Origin of the sequence: Wolbachia endosymbiont (group A) of Aleiodes leptofemur (genome assembly GCF_964028465.1) — a bacterium.
Taxonomy (GTDB): domain Bacteria; phylum Pseudomonadota; class Alphaproteobacteria; order Rickettsiales; family Anaplasmataceae; genus Wolbachia; species Wolbachia pipientis.
On sequence record NZ_OZ034782.1, the window covers coordinates 434,053 to 448,953 of the forward strand.

Genomic DNA, 14,901 nt, shown 5'->3' on the forward strand with positions numbered 1-14,901 from the left:
ATGAAAAAAGTCAAAACGGTTAGTAAGAGTAAGAAGGAGTTTATTACTGGTGTTGTCCATATTCGTGCAACTTTTAATAATACTTTTGTAAATGTAACTGATGTTCATGGTAATACGCTATGTCAAACTTCTGTGGGTGCATGTGGTTTTTCAGGTTCGAGAAAATCCACACCTTATGCTGCAGGTAAGGCTGCGGAGTCTGCTGCGAAGAACGCAATGGAGAGATTTGGTATGAAGGTTGTCTCTGTAATAATTCGCGGCCCTGGCTTTGGTACCGAAGCTGCGGTTAAAGCACTTCAGAGCTGTGGGTTGACTGTGACTTCAATTGCAGATAAAACCGCAATTCCTCATAATGGGTGCAGGTTAAGAAAAAAAAGAAGAGTATAGGATATTTGAAAAGGTTGTTTTATGTATTATAATAATGATGTTTCTCTCTGTAGCAATTTAGATAAATTGATTAAACCTAGTTCAGTTAAGGTAATATCAGATGATTCAAGTGAAAAAAGTGATATAGTGCTAGAACCGTTGGAAAGTGGTTTTGCTTTAACATTAGGCAATGCATTAAGACGTGTAATGTTATCTTCTCTTAAAGGTAGTGCTGTTTATGGAATAAAAATTGAAGGTGTAACTCATGAGTTCACTTCAATTCAAGGGGTGAGAGAAGACGTAACTGATATAGTATTAAATATGGGTATGTTGAGGTGTAAATTAAATGGTGCTTCTAATAAATGCTTAAATTTAAACGCTAAAGGGCCTTGCCAGTTATTGGCTGGGATGATAGAAACTGATGATCAATGTTCTATTGTTAATAAAGATTTGTTAATATGTACGCTGGGGCAAAATGTGGAGCTTAACATGACCATATATGTGGCTAGCGGAAAAGGTTATCTTCCTGTAACTAAATATAAAGAAAATGAACTTTTGAAGCTTATGAGTGAACAGGATTTAATTGGTTTTATTCCAGTTAATGCTTTGTATAGCCCTGTCAACAGGGTTTCGTACAGGGTAGAGAACAGTCGTGTTGGCCAAGTGACTGATAAGGATAAGCTGATATTGTCAATTGAAACTGATGGTACAATTTCTCCGAGTCAAGCTGTTGACTCTGCTGCAAGAATATTACAGGAGCAACTTCAGCCCTTTATTAGTTCTGATGTAAGTTATAAAAAATCGCAGGTTTCTTCGTCTAGTGGTGCTAAAGATTTGGGTTATGACCCTGTCTTATTGCGTAAGGTAGATGAAATGGAATTATCTGTCAGGTCTCATAACTGTCTGAAAAACGAAAACATCACTTATATAGGTGATCTTGTACAAAAGACAGAAGGTGAAATGTTAAGAACTGCTAATTTTGGCAGAAAGTCTTTGAATGAGATTAAGGCAGTTTTGACTAATTTTGGCTTGTCTTTGGGTATGAATGTGCTAAACTGGCCACCTAAGGATATAGATGAGTTGGCTAAACAACATACTGATGAAGATTAGGTGATATATGAAACATGGAATAAAAAAACGTAAACTATCTCGTTGTACTGAACATAGATTATCGACGTTAAAGAATCTATCTATCTCATTAATTAACCATGAGCAGATTGTAACTACTTTACCAAAAGCTAAGGAACTTCGTCCATATGTCGAAAAGTTTATTACAATTGCTAAGAATAAGAATACTTTACATGGTAGAAGACTTTTGCTTTCACGCCTTCATAATAGTAAGTTAGCAGTTGATAAGTTATTAAACGTCTTAGCCAGCCGTTATCAAGATCGTAAAGGTGGGTATTCTAGAATAATAAAATTTAGCACTCGAAAGGGTGATTGCGCTTCAATGGCAGTGATAGAACTGGTTGATAGGGATATTGCAGCAAGAGGTAAGGTTTATAGTAAAAATAAAGAAGGAGGCAAAGTAGTTACACAAAGTTAATTGTTATCATAATTGTTCTTCTTGTGGTAAGTAGGTTACGCTACTTTGTAGGTTACTTTGGCGAGTTATTAGTTTTAGTATATTTAAAACTGAAATGGTATAATGTTATAAAACGCCGTTACCGTTGTAAGTTCGGTGAAATTGACTTAATTGTATCTAAAAAAAAGGAGCTGATTTTTATAGAAGTTAAAACAAGTTTACTTGGAAAAGAAATACCGATATCTTATCTTCAATGTCAGTCTATTATAAATTCTTCTAAGTATTTCTTAAGTAAAAACCTTAGTTTTTTAGATTATTCAGTCAGATATGATTTATATTTTCTTTCCTTAAAGAGAAGACCTGTTTATATAAAAAATGCTTGGATTGAAGAATGAAAGATTTGTAGCTGAATTAATTTAGATTTACTGGATTTAATATGAAAAAGACCCAATACAATAATTTAGTTTCATCTTACGCTAGAGTGCTATTTCATGTCTCAGGAAGCAGGTTAGGTATTATAAGGAAAGAAGTAGAATTTTTGTTGGCTTTTTTTAAGGATCAACGTGATGTTTTTGTGTACCTATCTCATCCTATGATTTCTTTTGCACACAAAAAAGAAGTGATGCTTTCTATAAATGAGCACTTGAGTGAGAATTTAGTAAAATTTATTATGGTTATATTTGCAAATAAACGCTCTAGTTTATTGATCCTTATATTAGAAAAATTCTTAAGTCTTGCAAGAGAAAATGAAAATGAATTCGAAATTACTATAAAGTCAGCAGAAACTTTAAAGGAATCTGATATAAAAATAATTACTGAATCTTTGAGCTTTCTTGGTAAAATAATAAAAGTAAGCAATGTGGTTGACCCTTCTATACTAGGTGGCTTCGTAGTTAGGTATGGTTTTAATTTGATCGATGCTTCGCTAAAAAGTTACTTGGATAGGTTAGTTGACTTAAGTAAAATGGAAATATTAAAAGTAAGGAATTTTGTATGAAGAACAGTATGAATGTTTCTGAGATAGCAAGTATAATAAGAGAAAAGGTTGAGACGTTTGATAATCCTATAAAGCGGGAAAATATAGGTGAAGTAATTTCAGTAACAGATGGTATCGCATTGGTTTATGGGCTGGAAAAAGCAAAATTCGGTGAAAAGGTATTTTTTGCAAGTGGTGTAGAAGGAATAGTTCTCGATTTAGATCATAATACGGCTGGAATAGTTGTGCTTGGTAATGACCGTGATGTGAAAGAAGGGGACGTTGTAAAATGTAGTGGTGATGTTGTGCAGGTGCCTGTAGGGCATGAATTGTTAGGGAGAGTTGTAAATGCGTTGGGCCATCCTATGGACGACGGTGGGGAAATTAGAGCCAAAAACAGAATGGATATAGAATCTAAAGCGCCAGGCATTATTGATCGTAAGTCTGTGCATGAGCCACTGCAAACAGGAATTAAAATTATAGATTTGCTAATTCCAATAGGTAGAGGGCAGCGTGAATTAATTATTGGTGATAGACAAATTGGTAAAACTACTATTGCGCTTGATACTATTATCAATCAGAAGAAGATTAACGATGAGGTAAACGAAAATCAAAAAGTTTACTGTGTTTATGTTGCTATTGGGCAAAAAATTTCAACAGTAGCAAAAGTGGTAAATAAGCTGAAAGAAAGCGGAGCATTAGAGTATACAACTGTAGTTGTGGCTAGTGCATCTGACTGCGCGCCTATGCAATTTTTAGCACCTTATGCTGGTTGCACTATTGGGGAATTTTTCCGTGACAATGGAATGCATTGTTTGATTATATATGATGATTTATCTAAGCATGCTGTGGCATATAGGCAGATGTCTTTATTGCTCAGACGTCCTCCTGGTCGTGAAGCTTACCCTGGAGATATATTCTATGTACATTCTCGCTTGCTTGAAAGAGCTGCTAAAATGTCTGATAAAAAAGGGCAGGGTTCTTTAACTGCTTTGCCAATTGTCGAAACTCAAGCTGGTGATGTATCTGCATATGTGCCAACAAATGTTATTTCAATTACCGATGGGCAGATCTTTCTTGAGTCTGAATTATTTTATAAAGGATTTCGACCTGCAGTAAATATAGGTTTGTCAGTTTCACGGGTTGGTTCTGCTGCACAACTAAAGTCTGTGAAGAAAGTTGCTGGTTCTATAAAGCTAAGCTTAGCTCAGTATAGAGAATTAGAAGATTTTGCAAAATTTGGTTCTGATCTTGATGCTAGTGTTCAATTATCCTTGAATAAGGGTAAATATCTTGTCGAGTTATTAAAGCAAAAACAACATTTACCTATGTCAATAGAAGAGCAAGTAGTGCTGATGTATATTTTTTCTAACCTATATAATCAGTTAAGTAAAATACAAATAAGTTACATTAATAAATTTGAACATGATCTTATTAATTATTTTCATACTGTACACCCTGGGGTTTTAAAAAAGTTGTCAAATGACATGAGTGATGATATAAAAGGTGATATTTTTAACATTGTGAGTAATTTCGTTACTCAATTTAATTGCGTTTAGGTGGTGATTATGGCTTCATCCATTATTAATAAATTTCCTATGACGAGGGAAGGTTTTGAGAATATGCAAGCCGAACTTGAAAAATTAAAGGAAGAAAAACCTTCTGTGATACAGGCTATTTCTGATGCTCGTGATCAAGGTGATTTGTCTGAAAACGCAGAGTATCATGCAGCACGGGAAAGGTTAGGTTTTATTGAAGGCCGTATAATGGAGATAGAAAGTAAGCTCTCACATGCGGAAGTAATAGAAGTAAAAAATTTGTCTGGTGATTCAGTAATGTTTGGTGCAACTGTGACATTAAGCATGTTAAGTGATAATAACGGTGAAGTGGAATATGTTTATAAGGTTGTAGACGAATATGAAGCTGATGTTTCAAAGCAGTTAATATCTACTAGTTCACCACTTGGGAGTGCCTTAATCGGCAAAAAAGTCGGTGAATATGTGGAAGTGACAGTGCCAAATGGAGAGAAATTGTATAAAATAGTTAAGATTGAATTTAAGTAAATTATTATGGTACAGGCCACTTATGCTTCAATGAGTCTACCAGGTATTTCTTCTGTGGAAGATGTATTAGAGGATGCTCGTTCCGGTAAATTATTCATTTTAGTTGATGATGAAAATAGAGAAAATGAAGGCGATTTGATTGTCTTAGCTGAGAAAATAAAGCCGGAACATATGGCTTTTATGGTTAGGTACGGTACAGGGGTTGTTTGCTTAGCAATGACTAAATTTCACATGAAAAGGTTGGGCCTTAATTTCATGGAAAAGAAAAATATTGGTGAAAATCATACCGCATTTACTACATCAATTGATGCACGTTATGGCATTACAACCGGTGTTTCAGCAGAGGATAGAACGAAAACTATACATGCTGCTATCAACAAGGATGGTACTCAGGATGACATCATAACTCCAGGTCATGTTTTTCCTGTAATTGCACATAAAGGTGGGGTGGCACAACGTGCTGGTCATACTGAAGCGAGTGTTGAAATGGCGAAGTTAGTAGGGTTTGATCATTCAGCAGTTATTTGTGAATTAGTGAATGATGATGGCTCTATGATGCGCTTACCTCAGTTACTTAAATTTGCTGAACAACATAAAATTAAGTTAACTACCATCGACAAACTTATCAGTTACGTTAAAAATTTAAACTAGCGTTTATAAATTTGTATAATTTAAGTGTTAAAATATAGAATTTCTATAAATTATACAAGCACAGAATTTTCATGTTTAGAGTTGCTAAGTTTTTGACCTTATTGTTCTTTTTTGCATATTGTAATAATGCTTACTCTATTAACATTATTAGAGATAGTGAAGTGGAAGAAATAGTGAAAGAGCTAGCGCAACCTTTATTTTCTGCTGCGGATATTGATCATGAGCAAATAAAAGTTTTTATAATTAATGACAATTCGATTAATGCTTTTGTAATTAACAATAACAGTATTTTCATTCATTTAGGACTTTTACAATATTCGGCTAAACCTTATGTCCTGCTTGGTATATTAGCACATGAGATTGCTCACATATCTGCTGGTCATATATTGCAAATGAGTAGTGCTATGGGTTATTTTCAATCGATAGCAATGATTAGTTATATGGTAGGATTAGTTTCTAGTATTATCATTAACCCTCAGGTTGCTGGTGCAATTTTGCTTAGTGGTGTAGCGTTTAGTTCAAGGCTATTTTTTAACTATTCTCAAGAGCAAGAAAGTGTAGCAGATAGCTATGCTTTAAGGTATCTTGATGAATCTGGCTATGATAATTCAGGTATGAAAGAGATTTTTGATTATTTTAAAAGTATTGAGCATGAGAACACCGAGGAATATTTCCGCACTCACCCACTTAGTGAGAAACGTATATTTGCTGTACAAAATTATAAGGTTAAAAACAACGTAAAACCAATTTTTGCGGATAAGTTACTAAAGTTTGAGCGTGTGGTTGCCAAGCTAGACTCTTTCTTTGCTCCTATTCATGTGTTATCTAATAAATATGAAAATAATTCTGAGTATGTAAATGCTATAGTTTGCTATAGGCAAGGAAAGATAGAAGAGGCTATTGCTAAAGTTAATTCATTGATTCAAGAGTCACGCAATGACCCATACCTATATGAATTAAAAGCAGAAATGCTATACAAGGCCGGAAATTTAAGTGAAGCAATAAAAATGTATGAGGAATCGCTTAGGTATTTATCTGAGAAAAACAGTTATTTAGTGAAACTTGCATTATCTCATACTTTATTATTACACGGTGATGCAAAAAAGGCGATTTTTTACCTGGAGCAGATTTTGAATGTAGAACCAGATAACGCTTTTGTCTGGAAGTATTTAAGCATTGCATATAAATGTGAAGCTGATACGGCAATGCATTATTTTGCCTTGACAAAAAAGGCTTGTATTGAAGGTGATTTAAAGCAATTTACAAAATATGCTGAGCTAGCTGTTAAAACTTTACCAAAAGATAGCCCTTATTTGTTGCAAGTTGAAGATATGAAGCGGTTTAATGGATAACAAAAAAGCATTTCTGCACTTTTTGGATTATTTTTGTCCACACTTTTCCAACATAGTTTTTGCTTCATCGCTTACGTTGGGCATAATTTTCGTTATGATAGTTTTAGCGCCAAAAAATACACCACAGAACATGCCAAGAGCAAAGAGGGCTGGCCACGGCATCCTGCCAAATATTGCAAGCAAAGCTGCACCAATTATTACTACCGTCATAAGTGGACCGCCTATCCCCCAAACATAACCAATAATATTGCATATTACTTTAGTTGTGTCATCCATATCAGGGTCAGCTGCATAACCTGAGAAAGAGAAAAGCAATACTACGCAAAAAACACTAAAAAATTCCATTATAGAGCTCATTTTTTTGCCTCTAAGTAATAAATTAACCTAAACCTAAACCTACACATTTTTTATTTTAAAGTAAAAATTATAATTTGTCCATACATAAGTGTTGCTACATAAATAACCCACCATTAATATTGAGCACATGCCCTGTTATATATTTTGCTTCATCACTTGCTAAAAACAAGACCCCTGCTGCTATTTCTTCCCCTGTTCCCATTCTTTTCATTGGAATATTATCTAATATTTTTCCCTTTTGTCCTTCATTTAAAACTTCAGTCATTTTAGTATCTATAAACCCAGGAGCAATACAATTTACTGTTATATTACGACTTGCAACTTCTTTTGCTATGGATTTGCTCATAGCTATTATTCCAGCTTTAGACGCCGCATAATTTGCTTGCCCGGCGTTTCCTGTCAGCCCTATTATTGAGGAAATATTTATAATTCTTCCCCAATTATTCTTAATTAGTTTTCTGCATGCTTCTCTACTCAGCTTAAATGTAGAGCTCAAGTTAATATCAATTACTTTTTGCCATGCTTCATCTGTCATTCTCAATAATAAACTGTCTCGCGTAATACCCGCATTGCATACGAGCCCGTCAAAGCCTTCCATCAGCTCACTTGCTCTATTTATTAGTTGATTTACTTCCTCAGCATTTGATAAATCACAAGGGAGTACATGCATGTTTTTTTCATATTGTTTAGCAACTTCTTCGAGCACTTCTTTTTTTGTGCCAGAAATACATAAAGTTGCTCCGGCTTTGTGCATAATTTTTACAATTGCTTGCCCTATTCCGCCTGATGCGCCAGTAATCAGGAACTTTCTGCTTTCCAATTTAAGCATAATAACTTTATATTATCTTAATTCCTAACAGAATATTGACTAGTTGGCAATAGATTTCTTACATAATATAAGTATAGCCTTTCTTATAATAGTCCGAATGCGATAAGATATGTGTTTATGGCTATAGCAGGCCAGTAGCATATTACGGTCTGTTCGGATTATTGTAAAAAGAGCTATAACTCAGATATTCACAAAATAAAGAAAAAGTTATAATAAAGTTAAACGTCAAAAAATTTTAAAAACATAGTTGATGCAGGAATTGTTACTAAATAGTTTATTCTGGTGCTCTACAGTCTAAATGGAATGCTTAAATTATAGATTCTTTGTTTTTGTGTGTTATCTTGAGTTAACACAAATTCACAGTAGTATTATGATAAGTAAGTTAAAAAAGCTTAGCGCTGGATTTTCTTTGACAGGCTTGATTGGCCATGGTGATAATATAAATATGCAAGGAGCAAAAAATAAAAAGAAGAAGTACCCAAAATTTTTGGATAAGACGTTTGCATTGATTGATGCAGTGATAAATTTTATTTTAAAACGCGAAAGTAATAACGTAAATGAAGTCCTGAAAGTAACATGGGGACCACTATTTTTTGGTCTGGTAGTAATACTCATCTTTTTTGGGATAGGTGGTATTTGGTCGGCTATAGCTCCAATTGACGGTGCGGTGCATGCAAGTGGAGAAGTTATTGTATCTTCAAATAGAAAAATAGTTCAACACTTGGGCGGAGGAATAATAAGCAAAATTTTAGTAAAAGAGGGTCAAGCAGTTAAAAAAGATGAGCCTCTAGTTTTGTTGAGTGATGTTAACGAGAAGGCGAATTTAAGTATCATCAAAGAGAAGCTCTTATCATTTTTAGCAACAGAAGCAAGGCTTCTTGCAATCAGAGTAGATTTGGACACGCTCGAGTTTCCTGATGAGGTTAAAAAATTATCTCACGATGAACTTGTAAATAAAGCGATAAAGAATCAAGTAAAGTTGTTCAACTCTCAGAGAAAGAGCATATTGGGAAAAACAGACATACTGCAACAACGTATAAAGCAGTTAAATGATGAATTAGCGGGGCTAAACTTTCAACTAAATGCAGCTCATAAGCAATATGACTTGATAACTGAGGAGTTGGAAACAAAAAGACAATTACTTGATAGTGGCCATATAAGCAAACCACACATTTTAGCTTTAGAAAAGCAGTTTGCTGAAATTGAAGGCAGAGTTGGACATTACCGTTCTGCAATATCTCAAGTGCAGCAAAAAATTGGAGAGAACGAATTAGAAATTATAAACGTGAGAAATGATTCTCAAGAAAGAGCAAACGCTGAACTTAAGGAAGTTAGTACGTCTATTGCAGACTTGAAAGAGAGACTGATGGTTGCTGAAGATTCATTAGCACGTACAATAATTAAATCGCCTCAAGATGGGATAGTCACAGATATAAGATACCATACTGAAGGTGGTGTTATACAATCTGGAGTTCCGATCATGAGCGTAGTGCCATCGGATGATGACCTAATAATAGATGCTAAAATTCAGACCAGAAACATAGAAGAGATACTGTCAGCACAAAAGAAAGATAGCAACATAGTCTCTATTGATGGGCTAGAAGGGCTAAAGGTTAAAGTTCGTTTAAGTGCTTACAGTGCACGTCGTTTAAGTTTAATTAATGGTATAGTAAGCAATATTTCTCCCGATGCCCTTGATGATCCAAGGCTAGGGCGTTATTATTCAGTACGTGTAGTGATACCAAAACCAGAGCTTGCTCAGTTTAAAAACGTATACCTATACCCTGGTATGCCAGCAGAAGTGTACATAGTTACTCAATCTCGTACTCTTTTATCATTCTTGTTTACGCCTATAATTGCAACAGTCGATAGGTCTTTTATAGAAAGGTAGCTCACTCGTTAAAGTAGTAGTGAAAGTGCCGTAATAAAATTTAGGTACATAATTAGACAATAGGCTTCTTGACCTTACCCAGAAAAAGTGGAGAGAAAGAAAGGAGTTTTTTCGGGTAAAATAAAATTTTTGAGGATTCGAAATGGCAAGAGAATATACGGCAGAATTCAAATTGGAAGCTGTTAAGCTGGCAAATGAACAAAGAAAGGCAGGTCAAACAATTACAAAAATAGCAAAGGATTTAGGAATAAAGGGTGGTTTATTAGGAAAATGGATAAAGAAACACAACGAAAAAAAGTCGGCAGCAGATGCATTTCCAGGTAGAGGTAACATGGCTCCTTACGACAAAATGAGAAACAAACACGCAATAACATTAGAGCATTTACGAATGGGAGCGCTGAAGGGAATTATTCTTGATGCTGACGGGTCAGAATTACTAAATCTGTATAACGAATTTGAAATAACACCAAAAGTAGTAAATTTTGCCCTTGGAACAGCAACAACAGATGTAAAACGTAAGTGTCTGGAAGTACTCCGGCATATAGAAGATAATCTAAGTGGTGAATATATGACGGGAATTCATGCACTGGTAAGCCCTGAGTTTTTTGATGCATTAACTTCCCATAGTAAGGTGAAAGAGGCATATGAGAGATGGCAAGAAGGAGCAGCGCTAAGGAACGACATGAGATCAGGATTTACATTTTGCGGAATAACATTTGAGGAATATAGAGGGCAAGCAACTGATCCTGAGGGAAATGTAAGAAGGTTTATAGAAAGAGAAAGTGGAAACTGTTTTCCAGTAGGAACAGCGAGCACATTTACAACATATTTTGCACCAGCAGATTTTAATGAAACAGTGAATACTCTTGGACAGCCACTCTATGCAAAACAAGAGCCAAGAAGATTTGATAGAGGAACTGATTTACATACGCAGTCGAATCCATTGCCAATGTGCCATCGTCCGGGAGTTTTGGTAAAAATTAGTTCTAGTTGATGAATATAGGAAAATTATTGGAAGCCCAGAACAGATAAAATCTGTAAAACCAAAAAGAAACTCCCTCTTTACTTTATGTTCTTTGGGTATAGTGTTATGAAGAAGCGCTTCTGCAGCTATAACCGAAACAATCAATGGTGCTATAAATGCCCGTTTGAAAGCATGGTTTTGGGGGAAATGGTAAAACCATTGATGGAGTTCTTTTTGGGCTACCTCGTTTAGAAGATTGTATAACCTAACCGTCCCAAGCTGAAGTGCTTCTTATCATAATAATATAGGAGGGATTTTATATGGCAGAAGCAAAAAGTAAATTAAAAACAATAAACCTTGATGCAGCAGGGATTGATATTGGCTCGACTGTACATTATGTATGTGTACCTGAAGGAAGAGATGAACAACGTATCCAAAAATTTGGGTGCTTTACAGTAGATCTACACAACTTAGCAAAGTGGTTAAAAAAGTGTCAGGTTAGAACTGTAGCCATGGAGTCAACTGGAGTATATTGGATTCCCTTATTTCAAATATTAGAATCACATAAATTTGAAGTAAAATTAGTAAATGCGCGACATGTCAAAAATGTGCCTGGTAGAAAGTCTGATGTTCAAGATTGTCAATGGCTGCAACAATTGCACAGCTATGGACTGCTTCAAGGATCATTTAGACCGGATAATCAAATGTGTGTACTGCGTAGTTACGTTAGACAACGTGCTAATCTAATTGAAAATGCAGCTAAACATACTCAACGTATGCAAAAAGCGCTAATTCAAATGAATATTCAATTACACAAGGTTATTAGTCATATTACTGGGATAACTGGTATGAAAATCATTGAAGCTATAATTGAAGGCGAAAGAGATCCTGAGAAATTGGCTAAATTCAGGGATGCACGAATAAAAAATGATCAGTCTACTATAGCAAAAGCGTTAGCTGGTGATTATAGAGAGGAACACTTGTTTGTGCTAAAACAAGAATATGCAGCATATACTTTTTTTCAAGAGCAAATAACGGGATGTGATAAAAGTATAGAAAATTACTATAAAACATTTGAAACAAAGTCGAATGAGAACAGGGCATTGAATAAGACACGAAAGAGAAAACAGAAGAATAGTCCAGATTTTGCCGTAGATGAAGATTTATATCGAATAACGGGGATGGATTTTACTAGAGTTCCAGGACTTGATGTATTAAGTATACAGGCTGTCATTTCAGAAACAGGTATAAATCACAATAAGAGGTTGTCCGGAAACTAGTAAATTCAAGCATATTCCCTCTTTAACATAACCCTACTCATAGCTAGGTATATGAAATTCTCAGTGGATGTTGTGAGTAAATCATACTCCTTCGATAGCCTTCTATTCCTATTAACCCAAGCAAAAGTCCTTTCTACAACCCATCTTCTTGGCTGTACTTTAAACCCTTGTTCTCTTGTTGGTATAGCTCTTTCCACAGAAGTCCGGATATGATAAGATTAAGGATAGATGGCGATAAGGAGGTTGGATGCCGGCAGCATATAGTTATGATTTAAGAAAAAAAGCAATGGAAGCACTAGACGAAGGGGAAAGCAGAGAAGCAGTGGCAGCAAGATTTAAAATTGGACGAACTACTTTGTGGGAGTGGAAGCAAAGAAAAAAAGAAACAGGCGACTTTCAGTCAAAAAACTCGGTAATGGAGGTTACAATCAGAAAATTATCGACTGGAATAAGTTTATCGAATTTGCTAAAAAACACGGTAGAAAAACTCTGTCGGAAATGGCTAAACTTTGGGGCAACGTTAGTATCGAAACGATCCACCGAGCTCTCAGAAAAATTGGATTTACGCGCAAAAAAAGACATATGGATACAAGGAAAGGAACGAAGAAAAACGTGCTGAATTCTTAAAAATTATAGCAACAAAAGAACCAGAAAACTTAGTGTATATAGATGAGTCTGGGATTGATAACACGGAGGACTATCCATATGGGTATTGCCAGAAAGGACAGCGATTTTATGCCCTAAAATCTGGAAAAAAAACTCAACGAATCAGCATGGTTGCAGCCTTAAGTAGAAGAAAGATAGTTGCTCCATTAACATTTGAAGGCCACTGTAATATGGATATTTTTAATGGATGGTTTGAGCAATTTTTGGCACCGATCTTAGAACCTGGACAAACTGTCATTCTTGATAATGCTACTTTTCATAAGTCTGATAAGCTTATCAAGCTCGCTAAAGGAGTCGGTGCAGAAATTTTGTATCTGCCGCCTTATTCTCCAGATTTTAACAAAATTGAGCATCATTGGTTTGCTATAAAAAACAGAGCCAGGAAAAACATTCCTCTATTCGAATCCTTTCGTCGTGCTGTTGATTCTGCCTTCCTATGACCTATTCGGACTATTATGAGAAATGATATAAGAGGTTGTCCGGAAACTAGTAAATTCAAGCATATTCCCTCTTTAACATAACCCTACTCATAGCTAGGTATATGAAATTCTCAGTGGATGTTGTGAGTAAATCATACTCCTTCGATAGCCTTCTATTCCTATTAACCCAAGCAAAAGTCCTTTCTACAACCCATCTTCTTGGCTGTACTTTAAACCCTTGTTCTCTTGTTGGTAGTAGCTCAGGTGGCGTATCTTTGTGCACCCAAAATCTACATGGAGGCCTTTTAACAATTTCAATATCTATGTCATATTCTTCCTTTATGTGATTCTTTAAATTTCTTCCTTGGTATCCCATGTCAGCCCACATTTTTTTAACTTTAGTATATTTTGTTCTCATATTGTTTAATGCTATTTTAATACCATCTCTATCATTTTCGTTAGCAGCGCCTACGTAACAACCTAGTATAAAACCCTGAGTGTCTGTAATTATATGCCTTTTTCTACCCTTTACTTTTTTACTTCCATCATAGCCTTTGATCCCCCCTTTTCTGTAGTCTTTACAGATTGACTATCTACTATACAGGCACTCGGCTGCTCATTCATTCCTATTTTTCTTCTACTATATTTTGTAATTTCATAATTCATTTTCTCAAAAATTCCCTGCTTCTTCCATTGCCTGAACTGCTCATACACAGTCTTCCATAGCGGAAAATCATTTGGTAAATACCGCCATTGACACCCTGTACGCAATACATAGAAAATTGCTTCTAATATTTCTTTTTTGCTATACTTTGGCGGCCTTCCTCCTTTCTTGTATGATACTCTGAAGTGTTTTTCTATTCTTGCCCATTCCCTTTCGCTTAGATCTGTTGGATACTTTTTTCTCATCTTTACCCCGTACTAAAATTTCAGATATTATAGCCTTTTACTTGTTTCCGGACAACCTCTAAAATTAAAAAACAACAAACAGATAATAGAGCTGTAGCTCCCAATATACTAGATCAAAACTTTATTGTTGATCAACCAAATAAAGTATGGGATTACTTACATCAAAACCAAGGAGGGATGGCTATATTTGGCAGCAATAATTCTCACGTATGGTAGTTAATGAGTAGTGCAATAAATAAACAATTGGTTATGAACTCTTTATTAATGGCCATTAATAGGCGTAAACCTGTTAAAAATCTACTGCTGCACAGTGACCAAGGTTTACAATATACTGCGCAAGGGTATCAATATCTCTTAGCTGTAAAGAATATAGATGAGTAATAAAGGCTGTTGTTACGACAATTCTGTTGCAGAAAGCTTCTTTAGCTCATTGAAAAGAGAAATACTTATTGATACTTCACAACACTCTGCTCAACAAACTAGAACTGCAATATTTGAATACATAGAAATTTTTTATAACAAACAACGTCACTATTAACTATTGCATTCCAGAACAATTTGATGCATCATTCTTTTTGTAAAAAACATTCCACACTTTCTCTCCACTTTTTCTGGGTAAGGTCACTTTTCCACTGATCATATTTAATCGCCAT

At 35.2% G+C, this 14,901-nt stretch carries 15 protein-coding genes and 4 pseudogenes; 15 read left to right on the forward strand and 4 right to left on the reverse strand.

What is annotated here, in order from left to right; genetic code table 11:
- The 9 genes from rpsK to ABWU67_RS02470 all read left to right on the forward strand — a co-directional run bounded on the left by rpsK (position 1) and on the right by ABWU67_RS02470 (position 6,933).
- Positions 1-387, forward strand: a complete 387-nt coding sequence (gene rpsK, locus ABWU67_RS02430; RefSeq protein ID WP_015589137.1) for a 30S ribosomal protein S11 — start codon at positions 1-3, stop codon at positions 385-387.
- 21 nt (positions 388-408) lie between these two features.
- The gene (locus ABWU67_RS02435) at positions 409-1,476 is read left to right on the forward strand and encodes a DNA-directed RNA polymerase subunit alpha (protein WP_353282142.1); all 1,068 of its coding nucleotides are present in this window, start codon (positions 409-411) and stop codon (positions 1,474-1,476) included.
- Positions 1,477-1,483: 7 nt separating this feature from the next.
- On the forward strand, positions 1,484-1,912 hold the full coding sequence (gene rplQ / locus ABWU67_RS02440) for a 50S ribosomal protein L17 (RefSeq protein ID WP_007550873.1): 429 nt from the start codon (positions 1,484-1,486) through the stop codon (positions 1,910-1,912).
- Between the two features lie 23 nt (positions 1,913-1,935).
- Positions 1,936-2,286, forward strand: a complete 351-nt coding sequence (locus ABWU67_RS02445) for a YraN family protein (protein ID WP_353282143.1) — start codon at positions 1,936-1,938, stop codon at positions 2,284-2,286.
- Between the two features lie 41 nt (positions 2,287-2,327).
- Positions 2,328-2,888: an ATP synthase F1 subunit delta gene (gene atpH, locus ABWU67_RS02450; protein ID WP_010962742.1), complete on the forward strand. Its 561-nt coding sequence runs from the start codon at positions 2,328-2,330 to the stop codon at positions 2,886-2,888.
- Entirely contained in the window at positions 2,885-4,426 is a 1,542-nt protein-coding gene (gene atpA, locus ABWU67_RS02455; protein WP_182320407.1) for a F0F1 ATP synthase subunit alpha, read from the forward strand. Before atpH ends, atpA begins: the two co-directional genes overlap by 4 nt.
- Before the next feature lie 9 nt (positions 4,427-4,435).
- Positions 4,436-4,930, forward strand: coding sequence for a transcription elongation factor GreA (gene greA / locus ABWU67_RS02460; protein WP_353282144.1), 495 nt, complete (start codon positions 4,436-4,438; stop codon positions 4,928-4,930).
- A gap of 6 nt (positions 4,931-4,936) precedes the next feature.
- Complete coding sequence (ribB, locus tag ABWU67_RS02465) at positions 4,937-5,581, forward strand: 3,4-dihydroxy-2-butanone-4-phosphate synthase (protein WP_007549343.1); 645 nt, start codon at positions 4,937-4,939, stop codon at positions 5,579-5,581.
- Positions 5,582-5,652: 71 nt separating this feature from the next.
- Positions 5,653-6,933: a M48 family metalloprotease gene (locus ABWU67_RS02470; RefSeq protein WP_341821762.1), complete on the forward strand. Its 1,281-nt coding sequence runs from the start codon at positions 5,653-5,655 to the stop codon at positions 6,931-6,933.
- Positions 6,934-6,960: 27 nt separating this feature from the next.
- Here the strand turns inward: ABWU67_RS02470 and ABWU67_RS02475 are convergent, their stop codons facing one another.
- Complete coding sequence (locus ABWU67_RS02475) at positions 6,961-7,290, reverse strand: TrbC/VirB2 family protein (protein WP_155968336.1); 330 nt, start codon at positions 7,288-7,290, stop codon at positions 6,961-6,963.
- Positions 7,291-7,384: 94 nt separating this feature from the next.
- Positions 7,385-8,119, reverse strand: a complete 735-nt coding sequence (gene fabG, locus ABWU67_RS02480; RefSeq protein ID WP_015589136.1) for a 3-oxoacyl-[acyl-carrier-protein] reductase — start codon at positions 8,117-8,119, stop codon at positions 7,385-7,387.
- Between the two features lie 370 nt (positions 8,120-8,489).
- Between fabG and ABWU67_RS02485 the strand changes: the two genes are divergently transcribed.
- From ABWU67_RS02485 to ABWU67_RS02495, 3 genes and pseudogenes are all read left to right on the forward strand, one after another.
- Positions 8,490-10,010, forward strand: coding sequence for an HlyD family type I secretion periplasmic adaptor subunit (locus ABWU67_RS02485; RefSeq protein WP_174516815.1), 1,521 nt, complete (start codon positions 8,490-8,492; stop codon positions 10,008-10,010).
- A gap of 208 nt (positions 10,011-10,218) precedes the next feature.
- Positions 10,219-11,004: pseudogene (locus ABWU67_RS02490) on the forward strand (major capsid protein); the annotation flags it as partial.
- Positions 11,005-11,294: 290 nt separating this feature from the next.
- Positions 11,295-12,236 (forward strand): annotated as a pseudogene (locus ABWU67_RS02495) (IS110 family transposase); the annotation flags it as partial.
- 23 nt (positions 12,237-12,259) lie between these two features.
- Here the strand turns inward: ABWU67_RS02495 and ABWU67_RS02500 are convergent.
- Positions 12,260-12,439, reverse strand: a pseudogene (locus ABWU67_RS02500) (transposase); the annotation flags it as partial.
- A 62-nt stretch (positions 12,440-12,501) separates the two neighbouring features.
- Between ABWU67_RS02500 and ABWU67_RS02505 the strand changes: the two are divergent.
- Positions 12,502-13,360 (forward strand): annotated as a pseudogene (locus tag ABWU67_RS02505) (IS630 family transposase).
- Positions 13,361-13,415: 55 nt separating this feature from the next.
- Here the strand turns inward: ABWU67_RS02505 and ABWU67_RS02510 are convergent.
- A protein-coding gene (locus tag ABWU67_RS02510) for an IS5-like element ISWpi1 family transposase (protein ID WP_353282041.1) occupies positions 13,416-14,248 on the reverse strand; the annotation gives its coding sequence in 2 pieces (ribosomal slippage) (positions 13,416-13,879 and positions 13,879-14,248; 834 coding nt in all).
- A 219-nt stretch (positions 14,249-14,467) separates the two neighbouring features.
- On the opposite strand from ABWU67_RS02510, the gene ABWU67_RS02515 reads away from it, so the two are divergent.
- Together ABWU67_RS02515 and ABWU67_RS02520 are read left to right on the forward strand one after the other, a co-directional pair.
- A complete protein-coding gene (locus ABWU67_RS02515; protein WP_353282145.1) occupies positions 14,468-14,629 on the forward strand; it encodes a hypothetical protein in 162 nt (53 codons plus the stop codon).
- Positions 14,622-14,786: an IS3 family transposase gene (locus tag ABWU67_RS02520; protein ID WP_010082072.1), complete on the forward strand. Its 165-nt coding sequence runs from the start codon at positions 14,622-14,624 to the stop codon at positions 14,784-14,786. The genes ABWU67_RS02515 and ABWU67_RS02520 overlap by 8 nt, the downstream gene beginning before the upstream one ends.
- The last annotated feature ends 115 nt before the right edge of the window (positions 14,787-14,901 follow it).

Bases quoted from the DNA above. Each gene is read 5' to 3' on its own strand.
- rpsK (WP_015589137.1), top strand. From the start codon at position 1: ATGAAAAAAGTCAAAACGGTTAGTAAGAGTAAGAAGGAGTTTATTACT.
- fabG (WP_015589136.1), bottom strand. From the start codon at position 8,119: ATGCTTAAATTGGAAAGCAGAAAGTTCCTGATTACTGGCGCATCAGGC.
- ABWU67_RS02520 (WP_010082072.1), top strand. From the start codon at position 14,622: ATGAGTAATAAAGGCTGTTGTTACGACAATTCTGTTGCAGAAAGCTTC.
- ABWU67_RS02475 (WP_155968336.1), bottom strand. From the start codon at position 7,290: ATGAGCTCTATAATGGAATTTTTTAGTGTTTTTTGCGTAGTATTGCTT.
- ABWU67_RS02485 (WP_174516815.1), top strand. From the start codon at position 8,490: ATGATAAGTAAGTTAAAAAAGCTTAGCGCTGGATTTTCTTTGACAGGC.
- ribB (WP_007549343.1), top strand. From the start codon at position 4,937: ATGGTACAGGCCACTTATGCTTCAATGAGTCTACCAGGTATTTCTTCT.
- rplQ (WP_007550873.1), top strand. From the start codon at position 1,484: ATGAAACATGGAATAAAAAAACGTAAACTATCTCGTTGTACTGAACAT.
- ABWU67_RS02435 (WP_353282142.1), top strand. From the start codon at position 409: ATGTATTATAATAATGATGTTTCTCTCTGTAGCAATTTAGATAAATTG.
- atpH (WP_010962742.1), top strand. From the start codon at position 2,328: ATGAAAAAGACCCAATACAATAATTTAGTTTCATCTTACGCTAGAGTG.
- ABWU67_RS02515 (WP_353282145.1), top strand. From the start codon at position 14,468: ATGAGTAGTGCAATAAATAAACAATTGGTTATGAACTCTTTATTAATG.
- greA (WP_353282144.1), top strand. From the start codon at position 4,436: ATGGCTTCATCCATTATTAATAAATTTCCTATGACGAGGGAAGGTTTT.
- ABWU67_RS02470 (WP_341821762.1), top strand. From the start codon at position 5,653: ATGTTTAGAGTTGCTAAGTTTTTGACCTTATTGTTCTTTTTTGCATAT.
- atpA (WP_182320407.1), top strand. From the start codon at position 2,885: ATGAAGAACAGTATGAATGTTTCTGAGATAGCAAGTATAATAAGAGAA.